General features: G+C 41.1%; 16 protein-coding genes. 10 read left to right on the top strand and 6 right to left on the bottom strand.

Going from position 1 to position 18,823, the window contains the following annotated elements; translation table 11 throughout:
• Positions 1-2 precede the first annotated feature (2 nt).
• The 3 genes from K5R16_RS16515 (at position 3) to K5R16_RS16505 (ending at position 2,131) form a co-directional block, all read left to right on the top strand.
• Positions 3-818, top strand: coding sequence for a hypothetical protein (locus tag K5R16_RS16515; RefSeq protein ID WP_220738684.1), 816 nt, complete (start codon positions 3-5; stop codon positions 816-818).
• Positions 815-1,621: a 23S rRNA (guanine(745)-N(1))-methyltransferase gene (gene rlmA, locus K5R16_RS16510; protein ID WP_220738682.1), complete on the top strand. Its 807-nt coding sequence runs from the start codon at positions 815-817 to the stop codon at positions 1,619-1,621. The genes K5R16_RS16515 and rlmA overlap by 4 nt, the downstream gene beginning before the upstream one ends.
• 303 nt (positions 1,622-1,924) lie before the next feature.
• Positions 1,925-2,131 carry a cold-shock protein gene (locus tag K5R16_RS16505; RefSeq protein WP_012155714.1) on the top strand — a complete coding sequence of 69 codons (207 nt, stop codon included), beginning with the start codon at positions 1,925-1,927 and terminating at the stop codon, positions 2,129-2,131.
• Between the two features lie 781 nt (positions 2,132-2,912).
• Here the strand turns inward: K5R16_RS16505 and K5R16_RS16500 are convergent.
• From K5R16_RS16500 to K5R16_RS16485, 4 genes are all read right to left on the bottom strand, one after another.
• Positions 2,913-3,812, bottom strand: a complete 900-nt coding sequence (locus tag K5R16_RS16500) for an ABC transporter ATP-binding protein (RefSeq protein ID WP_220738681.1) — start codon at positions 3,810-3,812, stop codon at positions 2,913-2,915.
• Positions 3,809-4,606 (bottom strand): ABC transporter permease, encoded by a 798-nt coding sequence (locus K5R16_RS16495; RefSeq protein ID WP_220738782.1) that lies wholly within the window; start codon positions 4,604-4,606, stop codon positions 3,809-3,811. Before K5R16_RS16495 ends, K5R16_RS16500 begins: the two co-directional genes overlap by 4 nt.
• 149 nt (positions 4,607-4,755) lie before the next feature.
• Complete coding sequence (locus K5R16_RS16490) at positions 4,756-5,403, bottom strand: YceH family protein (RefSeq protein WP_220738679.1); 648 nt, start codon at positions 5,401-5,403, stop codon at positions 4,756-4,758.
• Positions 5,404-5,524: 121 nt separating this feature from the next.
• Positions 5,525-6,358: a S1 RNA-binding domain-containing protein gene (locus K5R16_RS16485; protein WP_220738677.1), complete on the bottom strand. Its 834-nt coding sequence runs from the start codon at positions 6,356-6,358 to the stop codon at positions 5,525-5,527.
• 527 nt (positions 6,359-6,885) lie between these two features.
• Between K5R16_RS16485 and speA the strand changes: the two genes are divergently transcribed.
• From speA to K5R16_RS16450, 7 genes are all read left to right on the top strand, one after another.
• Positions 6,886-8,799 carry a biosynthetic arginine decarboxylase gene (speA, locus tag K5R16_RS16480; protein ID WP_220738675.1) on the top strand — a complete coding sequence of 638 codons (1,914 nt, stop codon included), beginning with the start codon at positions 6,886-6,888 and terminating at the stop codon, positions 8,797-8,799.
• An 84-nt stretch (positions 8,800-8,883) separates the two neighbouring features.
• Positions 8,884-9,804: an adenosylmethionine decarboxylase gene (locus tag K5R16_RS16475; RefSeq protein WP_220738673.1), complete on the top strand. Its 921-nt coding sequence runs from the start codon at positions 8,884-8,886 to the stop codon at positions 9,802-9,804.
• Between the two features lie 23 nt (positions 9,805-9,827).
• Positions 9,828-10,757, top strand: a complete 930-nt coding sequence (gene speB / locus K5R16_RS16470; protein WP_220738672.1) for an agmatinase — start codon at positions 9,828-9,830, stop codon at positions 10,755-10,757.
• Between the two features lie 97 nt (positions 10,758-10,854).
• Positions 10,855-11,496, top strand: coding sequence for a pyridoxamine 5'-phosphate oxidase (gene pdxH, locus K5R16_RS16465; RefSeq protein ID WP_220738669.1), 642 nt, complete (start codon positions 10,855-10,857; stop codon positions 11,494-11,496).
• Between the two features lie 204 nt (positions 11,497-11,700).
• A complete protein-coding gene (locus K5R16_RS16460) occupies positions 11,701-12,276 on the top strand; it encodes a YceI family protein (RefSeq protein ID WP_220738667.1) in 576 nt (191 codons plus the stop codon).
• 112 nt (positions 12,277-12,388) lie between these two features.
• Positions 12,389-12,742, top strand: coding sequence for a DUF3802 family protein (locus K5R16_RS16455; protein ID WP_044555923.1), 354 nt, complete (start codon positions 12,389-12,391; stop codon positions 12,740-12,742).
• A 630-nt stretch (positions 12,743-13,372) separates the two neighbouring features.
• Positions 13,373-14,248 (top strand): RimK/LysX family protein, encoded by an 876-nt coding sequence (locus K5R16_RS16450; protein WP_220738665.1) that lies wholly within the window; start codon positions 13,373-13,375, stop codon positions 14,246-14,248.
• 137 nt (positions 14,249-14,385) lie between these two features.
• On the opposite strand, the gene K5R16_RS16445 is transcribed toward K5R16_RS16450, so the two are convergent.
• Positions 14,386-16,986, bottom strand: coding sequence for a cache domain-containing protein (locus tag K5R16_RS16445; RefSeq protein ID WP_220738663.1), 2,601 nt, complete (start codon positions 16,984-16,986; stop codon positions 14,386-14,388).
• Positions 16,987-17,190: 204 nt separating this feature from the next.
• Positions 17,191-18,684 (bottom strand): methyl-accepting chemotaxis protein, encoded by a 1,494-nt coding sequence (locus K5R16_RS16440; RefSeq protein WP_220738661.1) that lies wholly within the window; start codon positions 18,682-18,684, stop codon positions 17,191-17,193.
• Between the last annotated feature and the right edge of the window lie 139 nt (positions 18,685-18,823).

Raw genomic sequence — 18,823 nt, 5'->3', positions numbered from 1 at the left:
GTATGTTTGAACCGCTGTTAATCCAACCGCAAATTATCGAAATTAGTCATCACTCTAAATTAGTCTTTTCTCTTTCCAAACAATTTGGCGATTTTAGTGCGCTGCAATTGCAGTCGGGTCCGATAGTCGAAGTTGTGGTTGTGGCGGTTTCTGCTGCAAAAGCATCGTTGATGGTTAGGATTCATCCTTACTTGTCATTATCGGTTTGTGAGCTGGATGCTGCGGTTGAAGCTACAAATTGCCTTACTCGTTCTGTTGGCCAGGGCTGGAGACTGTTTTCAGCCCTAGGGACATCGCCAAAACTTTGCGCTGCGCAACTTGGAGCAGGGTTAACGGTAGCAGTTAGTTTTAGCGATATGTGCCAATTTAATATTGTTGAGGCAGTGAAATGGAACCTTGTGGCTTTGGAAGCGGACTTTAGAATTGGCCATATCGCTAAAGAGATTTTGTTAGCCAAGCATATCATTGCTCGCACTGTAGATGTTGAGCATAGCGCTGAGAGTTTGTTGGTTGAAATCAGCGAATTAGAAAGTGTTCGATTTGAGCTCACTCGGGCAAGTAAAGAGGGGCATCAACAAGAGTTCTGTAAGCTTGATGCCGAACTCGTTAGAAAAAGACAATTATTGACCCGTCAATATTCTCAGTTATCAGAACGACCAAGTTTAAGCCAGCCTGCTAATCAATCTATAGAGCAGGAACAATTAATTAGGCAGCTGGCGTATTATCAATTACTCGCCCCAATTGAACTGAATGAAATAGTAGAACAACTTATGGCAGACGGAACAAACGGTTCCTTTGCATTGGAGAATGAACAATGATTTACCGTTGCCCTATATGTGAACAAGCATTAACACTACAAGACAAAACGTGGTTTTGTGCATCGAATCATCGATTCGATAGAGCAAAAGAGGGTTATGTAAACTTATTGCCAGTGCAGAAGAAAAAATCCAACGATCCTGGTGATAATAAAGAGATGATGTTCGCTCGAAGAGAGTTTCTCAATAAAGGTTACTATCAGGCGCTTAGTGACAATGTTAATCAACTGGCTAAAACCTATCTAAAAGAAGCACTGTATGGACTCGATATTGGATGTGGAGAGGGCTATTACTCAAGTCGTTTAGCAAAAGAGTTGGGTGATGATTTTTCTTTGTTTGGGTTAGACATTAGTAAGTCTGCACTTAAATATGCTGCAAAACGCTATCCTGATATTGCGTTCAGTGTCGCGAGTTCTTTTGATATGCCGTACGCTGATGATAGCTTCGACTTTATGTTAAGGATCTACGCGCCGTCGTTAGAGACTGAGCTGAAGCGAGTGATAAAGCCTGGTGGAATACTCATTACCGTGTGTGCAGGCCCAAGACACCATTTCGCTTTAAAAGAGCTGATTTATGAAACACCAAAAGAACATACGCAAGACGCTTCCAGTATTGAAGGCTTTGAGCTCATTGACCAAAAGCGACTGGAAAGTACACTACATTTGTCAGACGAAAATGATATTCGCCATTTTTTGCAGATGACACCCTATAACTGGAAGCTAACCGATGAACAAAAACTAACGTTATCGACGACTGGCTTTGAGTGTGAACTCGATTTCAAAATAGAGGTCTTTAGGGCGAAATAGCCGAAGTGGTCATGCATGTGATGGTTTTTAAAGCCTTTGTTAAGTCGGTTTATTTGGGTTGTATAAATTATTTTATCACTAAATCTACAACCGACAGATATATAAGCAAAAATACTAAAAATAATGTCTAGAATGTGTGTTGACATCTCCTGAGAATGGTTTATAGTGTTTGCAGCTTGAAGGTTAGGGCTTATTTTTATGTGTTCAATACGACAATGTTCGTCCTGTTAACATTAAGTAAACCGGCATTTTCCAGCTTTACCGCCGTTAAGGCTTTAATTTATATTTACAGGATTCAATATTATGTCTCAAGTTACTGGCGTTGTTAAGTGGTTCAACTCTGATAAAGGTTTCGGATTTATCGAGCAAGAGTCTGGCCCAGATGTATTCGTACACTTCCGCGCTATCAACTCTGACGGTTTCAAAACTCTTGACGAAGGTCAAAAAGTTCAGTTTACTGTTACTCAAGGTCAAAAAGGCCCACAAGCTGAGAACGTAACTGTAGTTTAAGTTACCAGCTTGATTAGCATCTAGCTAATCGCAAAAAGATTTCGAAGAGCCGTAGTTTACTACGGCTCTTTTTTCTTTGTGTCTTTTTTATAGTTTGTAACTCTTCAAGTTTGCTCTACGCGGTTTATTTAACAACCTCTGCTAATGCTCTTCCACAGTCGTTTCTAACCTCTTTATTCGTCCTAGTTTCAGTTTCTTCCTTGCAGGGCTTATAACACCTTTAGCCAATAGGGCTACATAGCTGTTAAAACACCACTTATACCAATCAGCATAAGAACTTGATCTACTCAGAGTGTTTTTTGGCTAACTCGTTCAAGGCGAGTGATTGACATAATGGCTGCTCCCTTATGAATGCATACAACGCCCAAGTAAGAAGCCAAATCACTCCTTACCGGTGAGTTTTAGCGACCTTGATGCAGCGTTAACCAGCGTTAACCGGCTTGAACATAGAATAACTATGATCTTAAATCAGTTGGTTTACCGCTGAACTGCTAACCTCTTGCTGAGCGATAAAAGCTTTATATTGATTGGTATTCTTACACCGCGATAAACATCATCGCAGCCTCTATGAGGATGTAATACCAATCAATATAAGAAGTCGAACTACTTGGAGTGGCTAGATGATTACCGTGCTGCGCTAAGTGAAATAGGCGTTAAGGGTCTATTTGACTGCACTAGATTGAACAGCGTTTTGCAGGGGCTTCAAATGGATTAAAGCAAGAGGATTACCCGGGGAGAATACATCACTAGCTCAAAGAGCCAGTGATGTAATAGTGCCAATTTAAGAAAATAGCTTATCTTCTAAAGTACGACCTTTAAGTATGGCTTTGTATTGCCAGCTATTTTGTTTGAACAAGTCAAATAATGCACTTTCTATAGCATAATCTTCTTCACTATTGTGCTTGATTAAAAATTCGTTGTGCTGCTTTTTATCTATTGAGCTTATATCAGCAAGACCCATAACCGCATCAAGTAATTTTTCGGAATCGCACTGCTGCATCGTTAACGTTAGGTATTGGCTTTGTAGGCTGTCATCCATGGATACAGATTGTGTCAGTTGGCCGAGTTCTAAATAAAGCACCTGACCACAAAGCTTTTCAAGCTCATCTAAGTTATGAGAACTGATGATGAACGTCGTTTTGTCTGAAAGCTCTCTGACTAATTCGCGGATTTTTTTCGCATTTGCAGGGTCCAGCCCCGCAGTCGGTTCGTCGAGCAATACTATCTCTGGTGAACCGATAAGTGATTGAGCGATAGCGACGCGCTTTGCCATGCCATGGCTTAGCGACTTTGGTTTTTGGGATGCACTGTCCGTTAAATCCACTAATGATAAAACCCGTAGTGCTTCTGATTTAGCCTCTTTCTTGGAAAATCCCTGTAATGTGCCAAATAATACCAGCTGAGTGAGAATATCAAAGTTAGGGTCTAGCGTGGCATCTTGAGGTAACGAAGCCACACGACCAAGGAGGGCGGCGTCACCAGGCTTATGCCCAAGTAAGCTCACTTCTCCTGTAGTAGGTGCAATATAACCGCACAATAAGCTAAACAGCGTTGTCTTACCGGCACCGTTAGGCCCAACTAAAGCAATGGGGGCGCCTGCATCTAAGGATAAATCTACTTGCTTTAGTGCTTGCTTACTGCCGTAAGATTTAGATAAACCTTTACATTCAATGAGTCTCATATCGCGCTCCGTTTAATATACATACGTCCAAGTAACAGAAGCACTAATGTTTGTAATAAGGCGACTGGCGCATAAGCAAAGCTACCTAAGCCTTGGGTATTAATCATCAGTGAAATTTGTGAACCAGGTAAGATCCATTTCAGTTCACTAATAATGGGTAGGTAATTGTTAATTATTGCGATAGTTATCGACATCGCCGCCCAGATGAGAATGGCATAGATGGTTGCTTGTCTTGCAGAGTTGGCATAGAGCGATAGTATTGCCATTAACGCTGTATAAGGCAGTAGCACAATGACTAGGTTCACTATAACCAAAGCACCACTGCCGATAGCTGGCATTAACAGAGTCCCCTCTCGACTAACTGCTAGCACAATTGTGGCTAAGACAGTTAGGGATACTAAAATGGTTTGGATGGTCATATGACCGATGAAACGGCCGAAGAAAATACTCTCTCTACTTGCCCTTAGGGTTAGAAAGCGAAAGGTTCCACGCGCTTTATCTGATGAAAATTGATCTGCGGCAATAAAGATACTGAATAACGGAAATAGGTAAAGCGCAGCAATCCAGTAGATGGCGAGTTCAGCTACTGACCACTTAAATAATTCACTGACAACCTCTGGTCCAAATAAACCTTCTATCAGGGCCTTGTAGTCAGGGCTGATTAGAAACTCAGAGGCTCCGCGGATCGGATATAGTAGTATAAGTAACCATACTAGGGAGAAGGCGACGAGTGCGATTATCCCTCGAGGGTTGAAAAGCATTTTTTTTACTTCGAACTGGGCGAGTAACAGCATATTTCGCAAACTACTACTTTGCTTACTATTTTCCAAACTAATCCCTTAATCAATGGATTTTACAATGGCTAACAGGTTAACACCTCAATGGGCGGGCGTTAACCATTAGTTAGTGCTGATGGATTAAATATTATTAAGATTTTTATTGGCTATTTATTAAGAAGCTGTTGAATGAGAGCCTTTAGTTCACCGACTTCAACTTCGAGCTTAGACACCCTATCTTCGAGTTCTGTTCGAGAAGTAGTCTGCGGCGCTGCATCCTTGTGCAGTATTGGATTAGCGTTGCGCTCTAACTCTTCGGTTGTGAATAATTGACAGTAACGTGCTTCTCGCTTACCGGGTTCTTTTGCTAAAAGTGCGACGAGAGGAGAGTCCCTGCGGGCCAGTTCAACAAGTGCATGCTCAACTTCACTGACATCGTTAAACTCATGCAGTCGATTACTGCGCGTTCTTAGTTCGCCTGGTGTTTGTGGACCGCGTAATAACAGTAGGCAAATGATGGCAAGTTGGGCTGGATTTAGTTGCAGGTCGCTAAATTCAGTATTACAGAAACGGTGTTTATATTTAACGACTCGGCTACCAAAACCAGATTGTTCTGAAATGAGACGTTTTTTGGCAAGACTATCTAGAGTATTTTGTACATCCGATTCGCTTAAACTGAGCACCGGGTCTCTGCTGGATTTTTGGTTGCAGCCAGAGGTTAGACTATTGAGAGATAAAGGGTATTGTTCGGGGGTAGTGAGTTCTTTTTCCAACAAAACACCAATAATACGTGCTTCATGTTGTGTGAGTTCCATATTGATCCCTTAATAAAAAAGCATGACTTTGTTATAACAGAGCCATGCTTTAATGCAAAGAGCGTTTAGCTTTCAGCGGGCTTTAACTGCCGTATTTATCGCCGCTTATGCATGCAATACGTTATTCGACAAGGCGGATCCCATCTGGAGCGATAGTGATCTGCTCTTTCTTATATAAACCGCCAATACTCTTTTTAAATGCTTTTTTACTCATTGAAAGTTTTGCGTAGATAACTTCAGCATCGGTTTTATCGTTGAGAGGTAAAAATCCGCCAGCTTGTTTTAGTTTAAACATGATGGTCATAGAGTGTTTATCTAACTCTTCTTTAACCCCTTTTTGTAGCGAAAGGTCAATTTTCCCATCGCTTCTTACTCGTTTGATAAAGCCTTTAATCTTTTGCCCAAAGCTCAAGCGAGTAAACACTTCATTCTTGTACAGTACGCCCCAATGACTATTGTTAACAATTGCTTTGTAGCCCAGGTCGGTCGTACCACCAATAATAAGGCTGACTTCTTCGCCCTCGGTGTATTTAGGTTCTTCTAAATCTAAAAATCTATCTATCTTAGAAGAGGCTACTATGCGGTCATCGACGTGACTGGTATAGATATGAACTAAGTAAGACTTTCCTTCCTCAATCTCTCTATGCTGCTCTCCGAATGGAAGGAGCAGATCTTTGTCTAATCCCCAATCTAAAAATGCACCGTAGGGTCCATTAACTTTAGCTTCTAAAAAGGCAAATTGGCCAACTTGGCCAAGAGGTCGGCGAGTAGTGGCAATAATCATGTCTTGTGAATCTAGATAGAGAAATACACTGACCATGTCACCTACATGACACTCTTTTGGCACGACTTTGCTCGGTAGCAATACTTGGCCTAATTCTTGTGCATCTAAATAAACGCCAAATTCTACTTGTTTGACGACTTCAAGCCTGCAGCTTTTTCCTATCTCAATCATGTTTATCTCTACTTTTTACTGGGACGACTAACTTCTGCAGCGATTATAGTGGAATTAACTTAAATATGCTTTAGCCACATTGCGATAATAAAGAGAAGATTTGAATTTGGTTAAATGAAAGTGACACTTAAAGGTGGTGTTTTGAAGTATTGGCGATAGTTTGATGCGATAGCAATTACATCGCTAATATTCTCAATGTTAAGCTTGATTTATTGTGCATCTCAAGGTTTAATTGCGCGCCCTAAAACATGATGCTAATAGACTGATATTCAGTAAGGTTTGTAGGGTGTTTGTAAGCACAAACTATAGATCAAAAGCTAGGGTGAATTTTAATCATTAGCTGATACATGCTATGTTTATTTGTTAACAAGCGAAGCCAAGATGTGTATAGCTAGAGATCGCACAGTGGTCGGCTAATATAAGAGGGTCATTTGTTTAATCGAATGACACTGGATCGGAAGATGGTTAAATGGAGCTGTAAGCTCTGTTTAGAATTTCATAGGTTAGATAGGCAGGTTAGGAAAAATATGAGCAATTGGTCTATTGATGATGCACGAGCAAGTTACAACGTAAACTACTGGAGTCAGGGACTTTATGGGATAAGCGATGAGGGTGAAGTTACCGTCTCGCCAGATCCTAACCGTCCTGACTGCAAGATCGGTCTCAATGAACTTGCTAAAGATATGGTTAAAGCCGGCGTTGCTCTGCCTGTTTTAGTGCGATTCCCGCAAATACTGCATCACAGAGTCAATAGCCTGTGTCAGGCATTTAATCAGGCGATTCAGAAGTATCAATATGAAGCTGATTACCTGTTGGTTTATCCAATCAAAGTGAATCAACAGCAAACCGTGGTCGAAGAGATATTAGCCAGCCAGGTCGAAAAAGAGGTGCCGCAATTAGGATTAGAAGCGGGCAGTAAACCTGAATTACTGGCAGTGCTTGCTATGGCACAAAAAGCCAGTTCGGTCATTATTTGTAATGGCTACAAAGATAAAGAGTACATTCGCTTAGCATTGATTGGTGAGAAGCTTGGGCACAAGGTCTATATCGTACTTGAGAAAATGTCAGAGCTTAAAGTGGTATTGGAACAAGCTAAAGAGCTTGGCGTAACACCAAGGCTTGGCTTACGCGTTCGGCTGGCATTTCAAGGTAAAGGAAAATGGCAAGCAAGTGGCGGTGAAAAGTCCAAGTTTGGACTCTCTGCTGCGCAGGTGCTCAAAGTTATCGAGCAGTTACAGCATGAAGAAATGTTGGACTCGTTAGAATTACTGCATTTTCATTTAGGCTCTCAAATTGCCAACATCCGAGATATTCGTCAAGGCGTGAGTGAAGCTGGACGTTTTTACTGTGAACTGATGAAGCTTGGCGCACAAGTCAAATGTTTCGATGTGGGTGGGGGACTGGCGGTTGATTACGATGGTACACGTAGCCAAAGTAATAACTCAATGAACTATGGCCTAACTGAATATGCGAATAACATCGTTAGCGTGCTTACTGATATGTGCAAAGAGTATGAACAGCCGATGCCGAGAATTATTTCAGAATCGGGCCGCTATTTAACAGCGCATCATGCCGTGTTACTTACCGATGTTATTGGCACCGAGTCATATAAGCCCGAAACCATTTTACCGCCAAGCGAAGATGCGCCACTATTACTGCAGAATATGTGGCAATCTTGGACTGAAGTGAGTGGAAAGGCTGACCAAAGGGCGCTGATTGAAATATTTCATGACTGTCAAAGTGACTTAACTGAGGCGCACTCTCTTTTCGCTCTTGGGCAATTAAGCTTGGCTGATAGAGCGTGGGCAGAACAGATTAATTTACGAGTATGTCATGAGCTGCAAGGTAGCATGAGCTCAAAGTATCGTTACCACAGACCCATTATCGATGAACTTAATGAAAAGTTAGCCGACAAGTTCTTTGTTAACTTTTCGCTGTTTCAATCGCTACCCGATGCTTGGGGTATTGACCAGGTATTCCCTGTAATGCCTTTATCTGGGTTAGACAAAGCACCTGAACGCCGCGCGGTGATGCTTGATATTACTTGTGATTCAGACGGTATTGTTGATCAATATGTTGATGGACAAGGCATTGAAACTACTCTACCTGTTCCAGCGTGGACCCAAGAAAGTCCTTATCTTATTGGATTTTTCCTCGTGGGGGCATATCAAGAGATTTTGGGCGATATGCATAATCTATTTGGTGATACTAACTCTGCAGTGGTTCGAGTTGACGAGAATGGCAGGCGAAACATTGATTCGGTACTGGAAGGTGACACTGTTGCTGATGTTCTCAGGTATGTGAACTTAGAAGCGGTTTCTTTTATGCGAACCTATGAAGAGCTAGTTAATAAGCATATCGTTGAAGATGAACGCAGTAATATACTTGAAGAGCTTCAGCTAGGCCTAAAAGGCTATACCTATCTAGAAGATTTCTCCTAACATACAATATTATTGAGTGTTGCTAGACCAGTGTTGAGCATACTCAGCGCTGGTCTTGTTTTTTATCCTGAGCAGAGTGGTTAGATGTTTTTTGAAGGTTCAGAAAAGAAAATAGAACTTCGAGTCAAGCAAGGCAACGCTTCGCTTCGCCGTTTTAGTCGTGACTTTTGGGAGCAAGGCTTGGCACTTGCGGGCGCAGACATTCTGTCGGTCTTATCGAATAACGACTGTGACGCTTATGTGCTGAGTGAGTCTAGCCTTTTCGTTTGGGATAACAAAATACTGCTAATTACCTGTGGCAATACTAACCTCGTCGAGGCGGCAGTGTTCTTGATTGACGAGGTTAACGTCGACAGCATCGCTTCTTTTACTTACCAACGAAAAAGTGAATTTCTGTCTCACCTGCAGACAACCCGATTTGAAGATGATTGTCAGCAGTTAAGAACGAGATTGAGTGGCACAGCGTATCGTGTTGGTCATTTAGACGGGCATCATCACTACCTTTTTTGCAGTGATGCCACAGATACATTAAGTCGTAGCACGAGCTTGCTGATGTACCATATTAAAGGTGATGTTGCAGATTACTTACGACAACCGATTCAAACTAAGTCTAAGATTTTAGCACTGCTGCAATTACAGCAATTACTGCCAGACTTTGTGTTTGATGATCATCTATTTGACCCGTGTGGCTACTCCATAAACGGTTTACTGGGTGAGCAATTTTTGACGATGCATATAACCCCTCAAGAGCATAGTGCGTATGTCAGCATTGAAACAAACTTGAATTTTGAACAATACCCGTTCAATATATTCGCCAGTATGTTAAATATGTTAAACCCCAACAGTTGGGACGTCATTAGCGTCAATCAACAACTATTAACCGATAGTTACCCTTTACACGTTGAGGTGGCGGGTTGTGAACTGGCGCTAAATACAACGAATTATTTTAAATATAAGCATTATATTCAGCCTGTTAGCGATGTACTAACGGCTACAGTATTGTGAGTTTGACCTTTTATGGAGCTTTTATGACCACTATTGCAGATAAACCTGATTACTCGCTTTATTCAAATGCATTCGGCTACTTAAGATTGCCGTTAAACTTCCGCCCATTAGAAAGTGATGCAGATGTTGTAGTATTAGGTCTACCTTTTGACATGGCGACCACTGGACGTTCTGGTGGCCGTATGGGACCAGGGGCGATCCGCCAAGCATCAGTAAACCTTGCTTGGGAAGAGTCTCGTTGGCCTTGGCAGTTCAAATTGAGTGACCACATTAAAGTCGTCGATGCGGGAGATCTCGTTTATGACTGCGGTGATTCCGCTGATTTCACTCAACGAGTTGAAGACTTTGCTACTGCAATCGTCGAATCAGGCAAAGCGATGCTCAGTTTTGGTGGTGATCATTTCGTTACCTTACCCTTGCTACGAGCTCACTATAAGAAGCATGGCAAAATGGCATTGCTGCATTTTGATGCCCATACAGATACTTATAGCCAAGGTAGCAAATATGACCACGGTACAATGTTTTATCATGCGCCAAAGGAAGGCATTATTGCTGCAGAACACTCTATTCAAGTTGGAATTAGAACGGAATATGACCAGTCAAGTCATCTGTTTAAAGTGATTGACGCCGCCGCTGCTAATGAGCAAAGTGCAGATCAGATAGTCGCTCAAATTAAAGAGCGAGTCGGTGATATGCCTTTGTATGTCACTTTTGATATTGATTGTTTAGATCCCGCTTTTGCACCTGGAACTGGCACACCCGTTTGTGGTGGACTCAGCAGCGATAAAGCGATGAAAATTATTAGAGGCTTAAACGGCATGAACATTGTCGGTATGGATGTGGTTGAAGTCGCTCCAGCATATGATAGCGCTGAAATCACAGCGTTAGCAGGTGCCACATTAGGATTAGAATTATTGCATGTTTGGGCTGATTCTAACGGCAAAGTTAAGTAAACTGACCCTAGATAACTTAGTCTAGAAAACTTAATCTAGGAAACTTAATCTAGAAAACGGAACAGCTTTTTATCATGCACTATTTAAGGACCGGTAAATGTCAGAGTTAAGCGATATCAGGCGAGAGTACTCGTTAGGCGAGATGCATAGCGAGAATGTTCCTGATGATCCAATGGAGCTTTTTAATTGCTGGCTTGAAGTGGTAAAGGATTCGGAAATCAAAGATCCTACTGCGATGTCGCTGGCCACAGTGGATGACAATGGTCAACCTTTTCAACGTATTGTATTGTTGAAAAGGTTTGGTGATGATGGGTTTGTTTTTTTCACAAACCTAGAAAGCCGAAAGGCTCAGCATATTGCTATTAACTCTCAAGTCAGTTTATTGTTCCCTTGGCATACTTTAGAAAAGCAAGTTGCGATAACTGGTGTAGCAGAGCCACTATCAAAAACAGAAGTGCTAAAGTATTTTATGTCTCGACCTAAAGACAGCCAAATAGCGGCATGGGTTTCTAAGCAATCTAGCCCTATCTCTGCTAGAAAAGCGCTAGAGACAAAATTTTCCGAGATGAAAGCGAAGTTTGCTAAAGGCGATGTTCCGCTACCCAAATTTTGGGGGGGATACATTGTTAAGCCTACAAGCATTGAGTTTTGGCAAGGTGGTGAGAATCGATTGCATGATCGATTTATCTATGAAAAGTCAGCTGGTGAGCAATGGGCTAGAAGCCGCTTAGCGCCATAAAATCATTTATTTTGTTAAAAATGCCACTTTAAATAAGTGGCATTTTTATTTTAATTTAGGCAAAGCTAACCTTTGTACTAGAATAATTTCATGTCATAAGAAATAGATATTGCTGCTACTGGATAGTAGCTTGTGCTAAATTAGCGTTAATTGCTATTTTTGCACCTTGATATCTATCACTATTTTGTCTAGAGGGAGCTACACATGAAAAGTATCATTGCTGGATTACTGCTTATTCCGTTATCGTTTGTAACGTCAGCCGCTGACTGGAACGTCGCCAATGATGAGTCAAAGGTAAACTTTGTATCAATTAAAAAGGGCGATATTGCCGAGGTACATCATTTTAAATCGATTTCAGGCATGCTCAATGAGAGGGGAGAGTTTAAATTAATGGTATCGCTAGCAAGTGTTGATACCAATGTTGAGATAAGAGATGAGCGCATGGGCTCGCTATTGTTTGAGGTCGATAAGTTTCCAAAGCTAACTTTGACGGCTCAAGTTGACATTAAACTGCTTGATAGTCTGAGTGTTGGTGATTCTACTATTACCACAGTAGAAGGGCAGGTGGATTTACATGGTAAGAAAGTGAAGCTCCCTTTTACTGTGAGTATTGCTAAGCTATCTGATAGTAACCTATTAGTTGCTAGCGCTATGCCTGTTATTGTTAACTCAGACAGTTTTGGGTTGACCCAAGGTATTGAAAAACTGCGTGAGATAGCTGGGTTGTCGGCAATCAGTAAAGCTGTGCCTGTTTCATTCATTTTGAAGCTTAAGAAATAGAGGTAGTCGATATCATTTCGCTTTAAACTCAGATAATATTCTTATTCAAAGAATTTTGCGGCTCCTTTGAGCCGCTCTGTCATTTATGCTAATTGCATATTTCGGATGTGATATGGTTACCGACAAAGACGGGTATATGCACCTCGTTCAGTATTTAACTGAGCATTTAGGTATATTTGAAAACTCGCAACAACAAGCTGTATCAGAAGATACGGTGATGGAACTATTTGAAGAGCAACTCGCGGCTCAAATTATTATGGTTTGTGGTCAGAATCCTTCGTTAAGTTTTGCTCAACGGAATTTAGTTATCAGGGAGGTTGACTCAATTGTGTATGATCTTGAAGAGATCTTGGCACGAATTGCTGATCATAAGGCGACAGCTGAGCAAACACTGTTTATTACAGAGTTTTCATGTTTAATTAAAAACTTGTTTGATCAAGAGATCGCCAAGCTAATGGCGGCGTGATAAAAGTTGTTTTTATATTTCGTTACAGAATTATCCCCATTGGTTCTTGTTGCTGCTAGCAATAAGGCCTAGTGTTCAATAATGAATATGGGGAATTCGATGTTTTCAAACGTTAAGAGCTCAATTAACAAGCAACACTTAGTGGCTTACATTTGTCTGTTTGTTTTTTGGTTTTTCCTGCGTTTATTTAGTCAAAATGCTTTCGACTTAGGCTGGGGGTTTTTCCCGCTCGTCATCTCATTGCCTTTTGTGCCATTTATCCTTGTATGGTTAGGGGTACAGTTTTTCCGAAATTTGAACCTCTATAAGCAGAGTTACCATAAACGATGGTATGTTGGTCACTGTGCTTGTACGGCAATATTATTTGCTCTTTTTGTCCTTCATTTCTTTTAATCCCCGCTAAATTAATAACAACTTAACGGGTATTGATATCATTCTCTGTTCAGGTAACTGTCAGTGTTGAACTGCTAAGTTTAATTCGCTAACCGTTCTACTGTAAAAATCTAGTCGCCAGAGCGGGTTAGGCTGTTTTATTTCTCAAAAGAAAGAGTGTCGCTTCAAAGACTGATGTTTCTTGCTATGATAACTCTAACCAGCTAAATATTGACGTAACTATACTTAGGAATTGTAATGCTAAAAAAAATGGGATGGTGCCTGTTGACCCTGATGACTTCATTATCTGTACAAGCAAATGATAAAGCGGTTATTGGATCTACTGCCGATATGTATGTCGGGCATGCTGAATTGCCCTATGTGGCAAGGATAGACACTGGTGCGGTTAACACTTCTTTGCACGCAATTGATCTTAAAGTTGAAGGTGGCAGTGCTAAAAACATGAAAGATAACATTGGTAAAATGTTGTCATTTACCACTGAAAACGGTCAAGGTCAGACTAAACGTTTGCAGGCCAAGATCGTTAAAACATCGACTGTCAGTAACTCTCAGGGCACCGAGACACGTTATATGGTTGACCTTGATGTCGGTTTTAAAGGCAAAGAGCGCAAGGTACGAGTAAACCTTCGTGATAGAAGTCATATGGACTATAAATTGTTGATTGGACGTAACTGGCTAAAAGGGCGTTACGTAGTTGATGTTTCCGATAAAAAATACATTGGCCCAGTCGCTCCTATTAGCATTGTTGAAAGCGGCATGATGTTTAAGACCCGCATTGACACCGGTGCGGTAGAGAACTCATTACATGCAGTGGACTTTAAAATTGACAATGAAGACACCGATATGGAGAAAAATGTCGGTAAGGTGATTCATTTTACAACAGAGAATGAGAAAGGTGAGTCTAAAGTCGTCAAATCTCGCATTGTCGAAACATCACTTATACGCAATGCCCAAGGTAGTGAGATCCGCTATATGGTTGAACTCAATATTGGCGAGGCTGGCGAAGAGTATAAAGTAAAAGTTAACTTACGAGATAGAAGTAAGATGACTTATAAACTGCTAATTGGTCGCAACTGGCTGCAAGGGCACTATATTGTCGATGTATCAATGTAGCCTAATGAAAATACATTTATAGTCACTAAAGGCACTCACGAGGGGTGCCTTTTTTGTTACTGAAAGCCATTCCCAACCGTGTTCATATTATGTTTATACGGCGAACTGCAGCGACGACGAAAAGCTGTATTGGCCCCCTAAACAAGAGATAAAGAATAGCTTATCTGGGTTTTGTATTGAGCCTCTGGTTGTAAGCTTCTGATCTGAACTTTACCGTTGAATTCACTTTGTAACCATACTGACAATGTTGTTATAGCACCGTTGATTTCACTTTGGTTTATCTGCTGTTGCAATATATCTAACTGATTGGTCGTAAAACCCTTGCCATTATCATAAACGGTTATGATCAGCTGCTTTTGCTGTTTAGCCAAAATCAGTTTTATGCTTTTATTCGTTTGATGGTGCTCAAAAGCGTCCGCCAAGGTGTTGTTGATAATTCTATAAAACAGAACTAAATAGTGCCAATGGATCCCATCCACTATAAGGCGGTCGTCACTTTGGATCATGATGTCGATATCTGAGTCGACAAACTTTGGGCGTAAAAGCGCAATAATATGCTCTAACAACTGTACTAGATCAATGGGTTTTGCCCCGTAATCTTGCGCTGATAGTAGATACTCTAGATGTCTTAATCGTTCAGTTTGTGCGGTTAGTTCTACACCAAAATCAGCGGCATTAAGGCTGCCATTCGATAGACGATAAGCTTTGGCTGCAAGCTCGTCTTGTTGTCTAAATATAGGCCGAACCAAATTGGCCACCAGTGTGGGGTAAAGCGCTTGATTATCTAATTTTACTTTTTCGTAGTTGTACTCTTTGTTGATTTGAACTCGGGCCTGTAAAGACTCAAACTCCAATCGCTTATTTGTCTCTTCAAGTTTTTCGATGAATCGAATATTCTTCGATTTTTCTTGTCTAAGGATCTCAAACTGGGCTTTCTTCTTCAGCTCTAAGCTCTTAGTCTTACTGATATCGAATGCTATGGTGCCAACTGATACCACTTGCTGTTCGTTATCCAAAATAGGGAATTTGGTAACTAAGTAAGTATGCAATTTCCCTTCACTTGGAAATGTTTGCTCATAACTAAGTTCTAGTTTTTTCTCTATTACGATCCGGTCGTTGTCGCTATTTACTTTCGCAACATCTCTGGCAAGCACCAAATGATCTCTTACACCGATTATATTTTCACGTTCTAAGGCAACGGTCTTACAAAACTGGTCGTTAACGAGTGTAAGTTCACCCGATATGCTTTTGATGAAAATCAAGTTATGTGCAGAGTTAAGAATAAGATTAAGGTGCTCCTTACTCTCCCTTAAATCAGCTTGGGCAATTTGTTGTACTTCTAACTGCTTTTCTAATGCTAGATTTGTGGCATCTAAGCTGGCGAGTGCGATCTCTAATTGATGTGTACGGCTGCTAAATGCTTTCGCCAACATGCCTATCTCATCTTTTCTGTTATTACTCTCAAGTTCAATCATTGCCGAATTGCTGTTATTTAACGCATTAACCATTCGACTAATTGGAGAAATAAATAGTTTGTTTTGGATAATAAATAGCAGCATGAGCGCGGCTATTTGGATACTCACTAAATAAAGGCCTACCGTGCTGGCTATTGATTTTGCACTGCTTTCTATTGCCGTTAATGGAGTCACTAAAATTACTTTCCAGTAAGTTCCTGGCATTAAAAAGACGCTGACGATGACAGGCTCTTCAAATTGTGGATCGCTTATCAATTCGAGACTGCTAAGCAGTTGTACATCTTTTAATTTGTTTTTGGCATTTTGGTTGATTAACGCCGTTAGCTTAGCGCGCTCCTGCTGAGGTACATTTGCGGTAACACTGCTAAGTTGCTCTGGGGTATAGGCACTATCAATATTGGCTTGTTTAATAAACTCTGCATCGATTGTTTCAATGACTTGTTGTAGCGGTTTAAAGGCAGCATGTTGCTGGCTAAAGTCGGAGAAGGGCTGAAATAACTCTTTTCTAGCTTCATCAGCAGAAATGTTTTGCGGGAGTTTAGGATAGGAAAGCATTCTGTTTTGCTGATCAAGTGCAAAAACATAGCCTCTTTGGCCAGAAAGAGCAGTTCTAAAAAAACTATCAATGCTAGACAGTGCAATATCAACCGTTGCAACACCGATGAACTCATGATGTGACCACATAGGGACTGAGGCGGTAATCATCGGGTCTTGTGTGATTGGGTCAATATAGGACTTTGACCAATAACTAGTATCAGCGGGGTAATATTTAGTTGGGATATACCAGCTTTCTTGGGAGTAGCCTTGAACATTGTCCTGATTGTAGCCATTCACTTTGTGCAACTTGCCACTAGCATTACGAGCCCAGAAATGGCTGTCTTTTTTGTCAGTGAGCTTAGGTTCTGGCCAAACTCCTCCGCCGAGAATAACCTCCTCTTGACCCAACTGGTCAAGTAGCGCGGGTATGCTTCCATTAAGAAGAGAAGGTGAGTGCTGATACAACTCTCCAAGGGAACTAATGGATACTGCTAGGTTTTCTATTTTATTGGTTTTTTGCTGCAAGCTTGCGGTGATCGCTTTGCCAACATTGACGTTTAATGTTTGCTGGTTGTCTATTAGTCGATTAATTTCGATAGACTTAATAAACCAAACACTCGTTAGAATGATGATTGTGGCCACGGCAAGTTGGATGAACATGAATTTCATCGGTAAACTTTTGCGCCAGTCGGTCAGCTTTGGTGGACGGTTCTTGCCTTTCATCATGCTAAAATTATGCTCAAATAGTGAGTAGCTACCCTAATTAGCATCCATACTGTTTAAGGATAAAATTGAAACAATAGCGTAAGTATACAAGCCTAGTTAAATTTTTGTAAAACAATACGCTACTGGTATTGTAACAATTAAAATACTGACATAAAAAAGGGTAGCACTAAAGTGCTACCCTTTGTATAGCGCATCGCTAGAACACTATATTTTTAGACCAATAAGTAGCGTATCAAGTTGCTCTGCAGTTGCATGCAGTTCGTCACAACCTGAAACCGATTGATTGGCTGACTGCTCTACATCATGAGATTGATTACGGATCTCCATGAGATTAGTCGCGATTTCATTGGCTACAGCAGATTGTTCATCTGCAGAAGTTGCAATCAGCACGCTCATCTCATAGACCTTGGCACTATGATGAGCAATACCTTTTAGATCGTTACCAGTATCGAGTACATGCTTTTTGCCTTCCTCAGCCTTTTCGACAGTGCGGCTCATAACGTGTTTTAGATTTCTTGAACCTGCTTGGAGCGCTTCGATCATTGATTTTATTTCAACAGTAGCGGCTTGTGTTCGTCCAGCAAGCGTTCTGACTTCGTCTGCTACGACAGCGAAACCACGGCCTTGTTCGCCAGCTCTTGCTGCTTCGATGGCAGCGTTAAGCGCAAGCAAATTGGTTTGCTCAGAAATTGCATTAATAGTTGTTACGACTTCGTCAATTTTTGCTGCATTTTCATTGAGGTTATTCACAGCGTCAGAGGCGTCAGCAATCTCATTGCTCAAACCGCCAATCGCTTCCACAGTGACAGCAATGTCTCGAGAGCCAGCGTCAACTTGATTGTTAGCTTCTTGAGTTTCAGTAGAGGACTGCTCGGCATTGCGCGCAACCTCTTTTACAGCAGCGGTCATCTCTTCCATTGCGGTAGCCAATGAATCCAAATGTTGTCTTTGGTTCATCGCCAAAGATTGACCTTCTTGAGCGGTATCTCTAAATGATTGCACTACGTTACGGATCTGCTCATTAGCACTGGTCATTTGGCTGACAAGTTTATGCTGCCTATCAACCAAAGTATCGATGCTAATAGCCAAAATACTAAACTCATCTTTAACTTCAAAAAAGTTGAGTCGACCAGTGAGGTCGCCATCTGCTGCTTTCTTTAAAGCCATGACATTGGTGTAAAGCGCACCACCTACAAAGCTTGAAATATAGTAACTGGTGATGACAATTAGCATTATCAGGCCGAGTAATGTGCCGTAGACAAAGTATTCGTTATTACTTTCTGTATTTAGTCGGATATTAGAAACGGTGATTAAACCATTTTGACTTCGGCTAACACTCTCGATGTGACTTCCTTGAAGATAGGACTCGCCGCCAGCAATCGCAGAGCTTTGGATATCTCGACTGGCGCTGTTTTCTTCATGTAGCACGACATCACCAGTCAAAGAGCTGATGAACTCTTGTTTATTTTCATCGGGGATGAAGCGATAGGCAGTCGCCAGCGTCTCATTCATTTTTTGATTGTATTGCTCAGCTTGATTGAGCTGTGATAGCTGTAAGTTTTTATCGAAATGATTGGTTAATACCAGTGTTAACCCAATTAGGGTTAATATGGGAATTATTGCCATAACAGCAAATTTTGACTTTAGTGTCATATGGATAAGGTATTTATCGACCCAGCGAAACTTAACTTCTTTCATAATTTTCTCTCAATCCTAGAACTGCGACCCTATTATTTATCGGTAAAAAATCATTTTTCTTAACCAATTAGTTACAGATTTTTATCTGTTTGTGTTTTTTTTGTTCGTAATGTCGGTTAAGTGCTTGAAACCCTTATGT

It is taken from the genome of Shewanella sp. c952 (assembly GCF_019654975.1).
In the GTDB taxonomy this organism is placed as follows: Bacteria; Pseudomonadota; Gammaproteobacteria; order Enterobacterales; family Shewanellaceae; genus Shewanella.
This window is presented reverse-complemented; position numbering and strand designations above follow the sequence as displayed.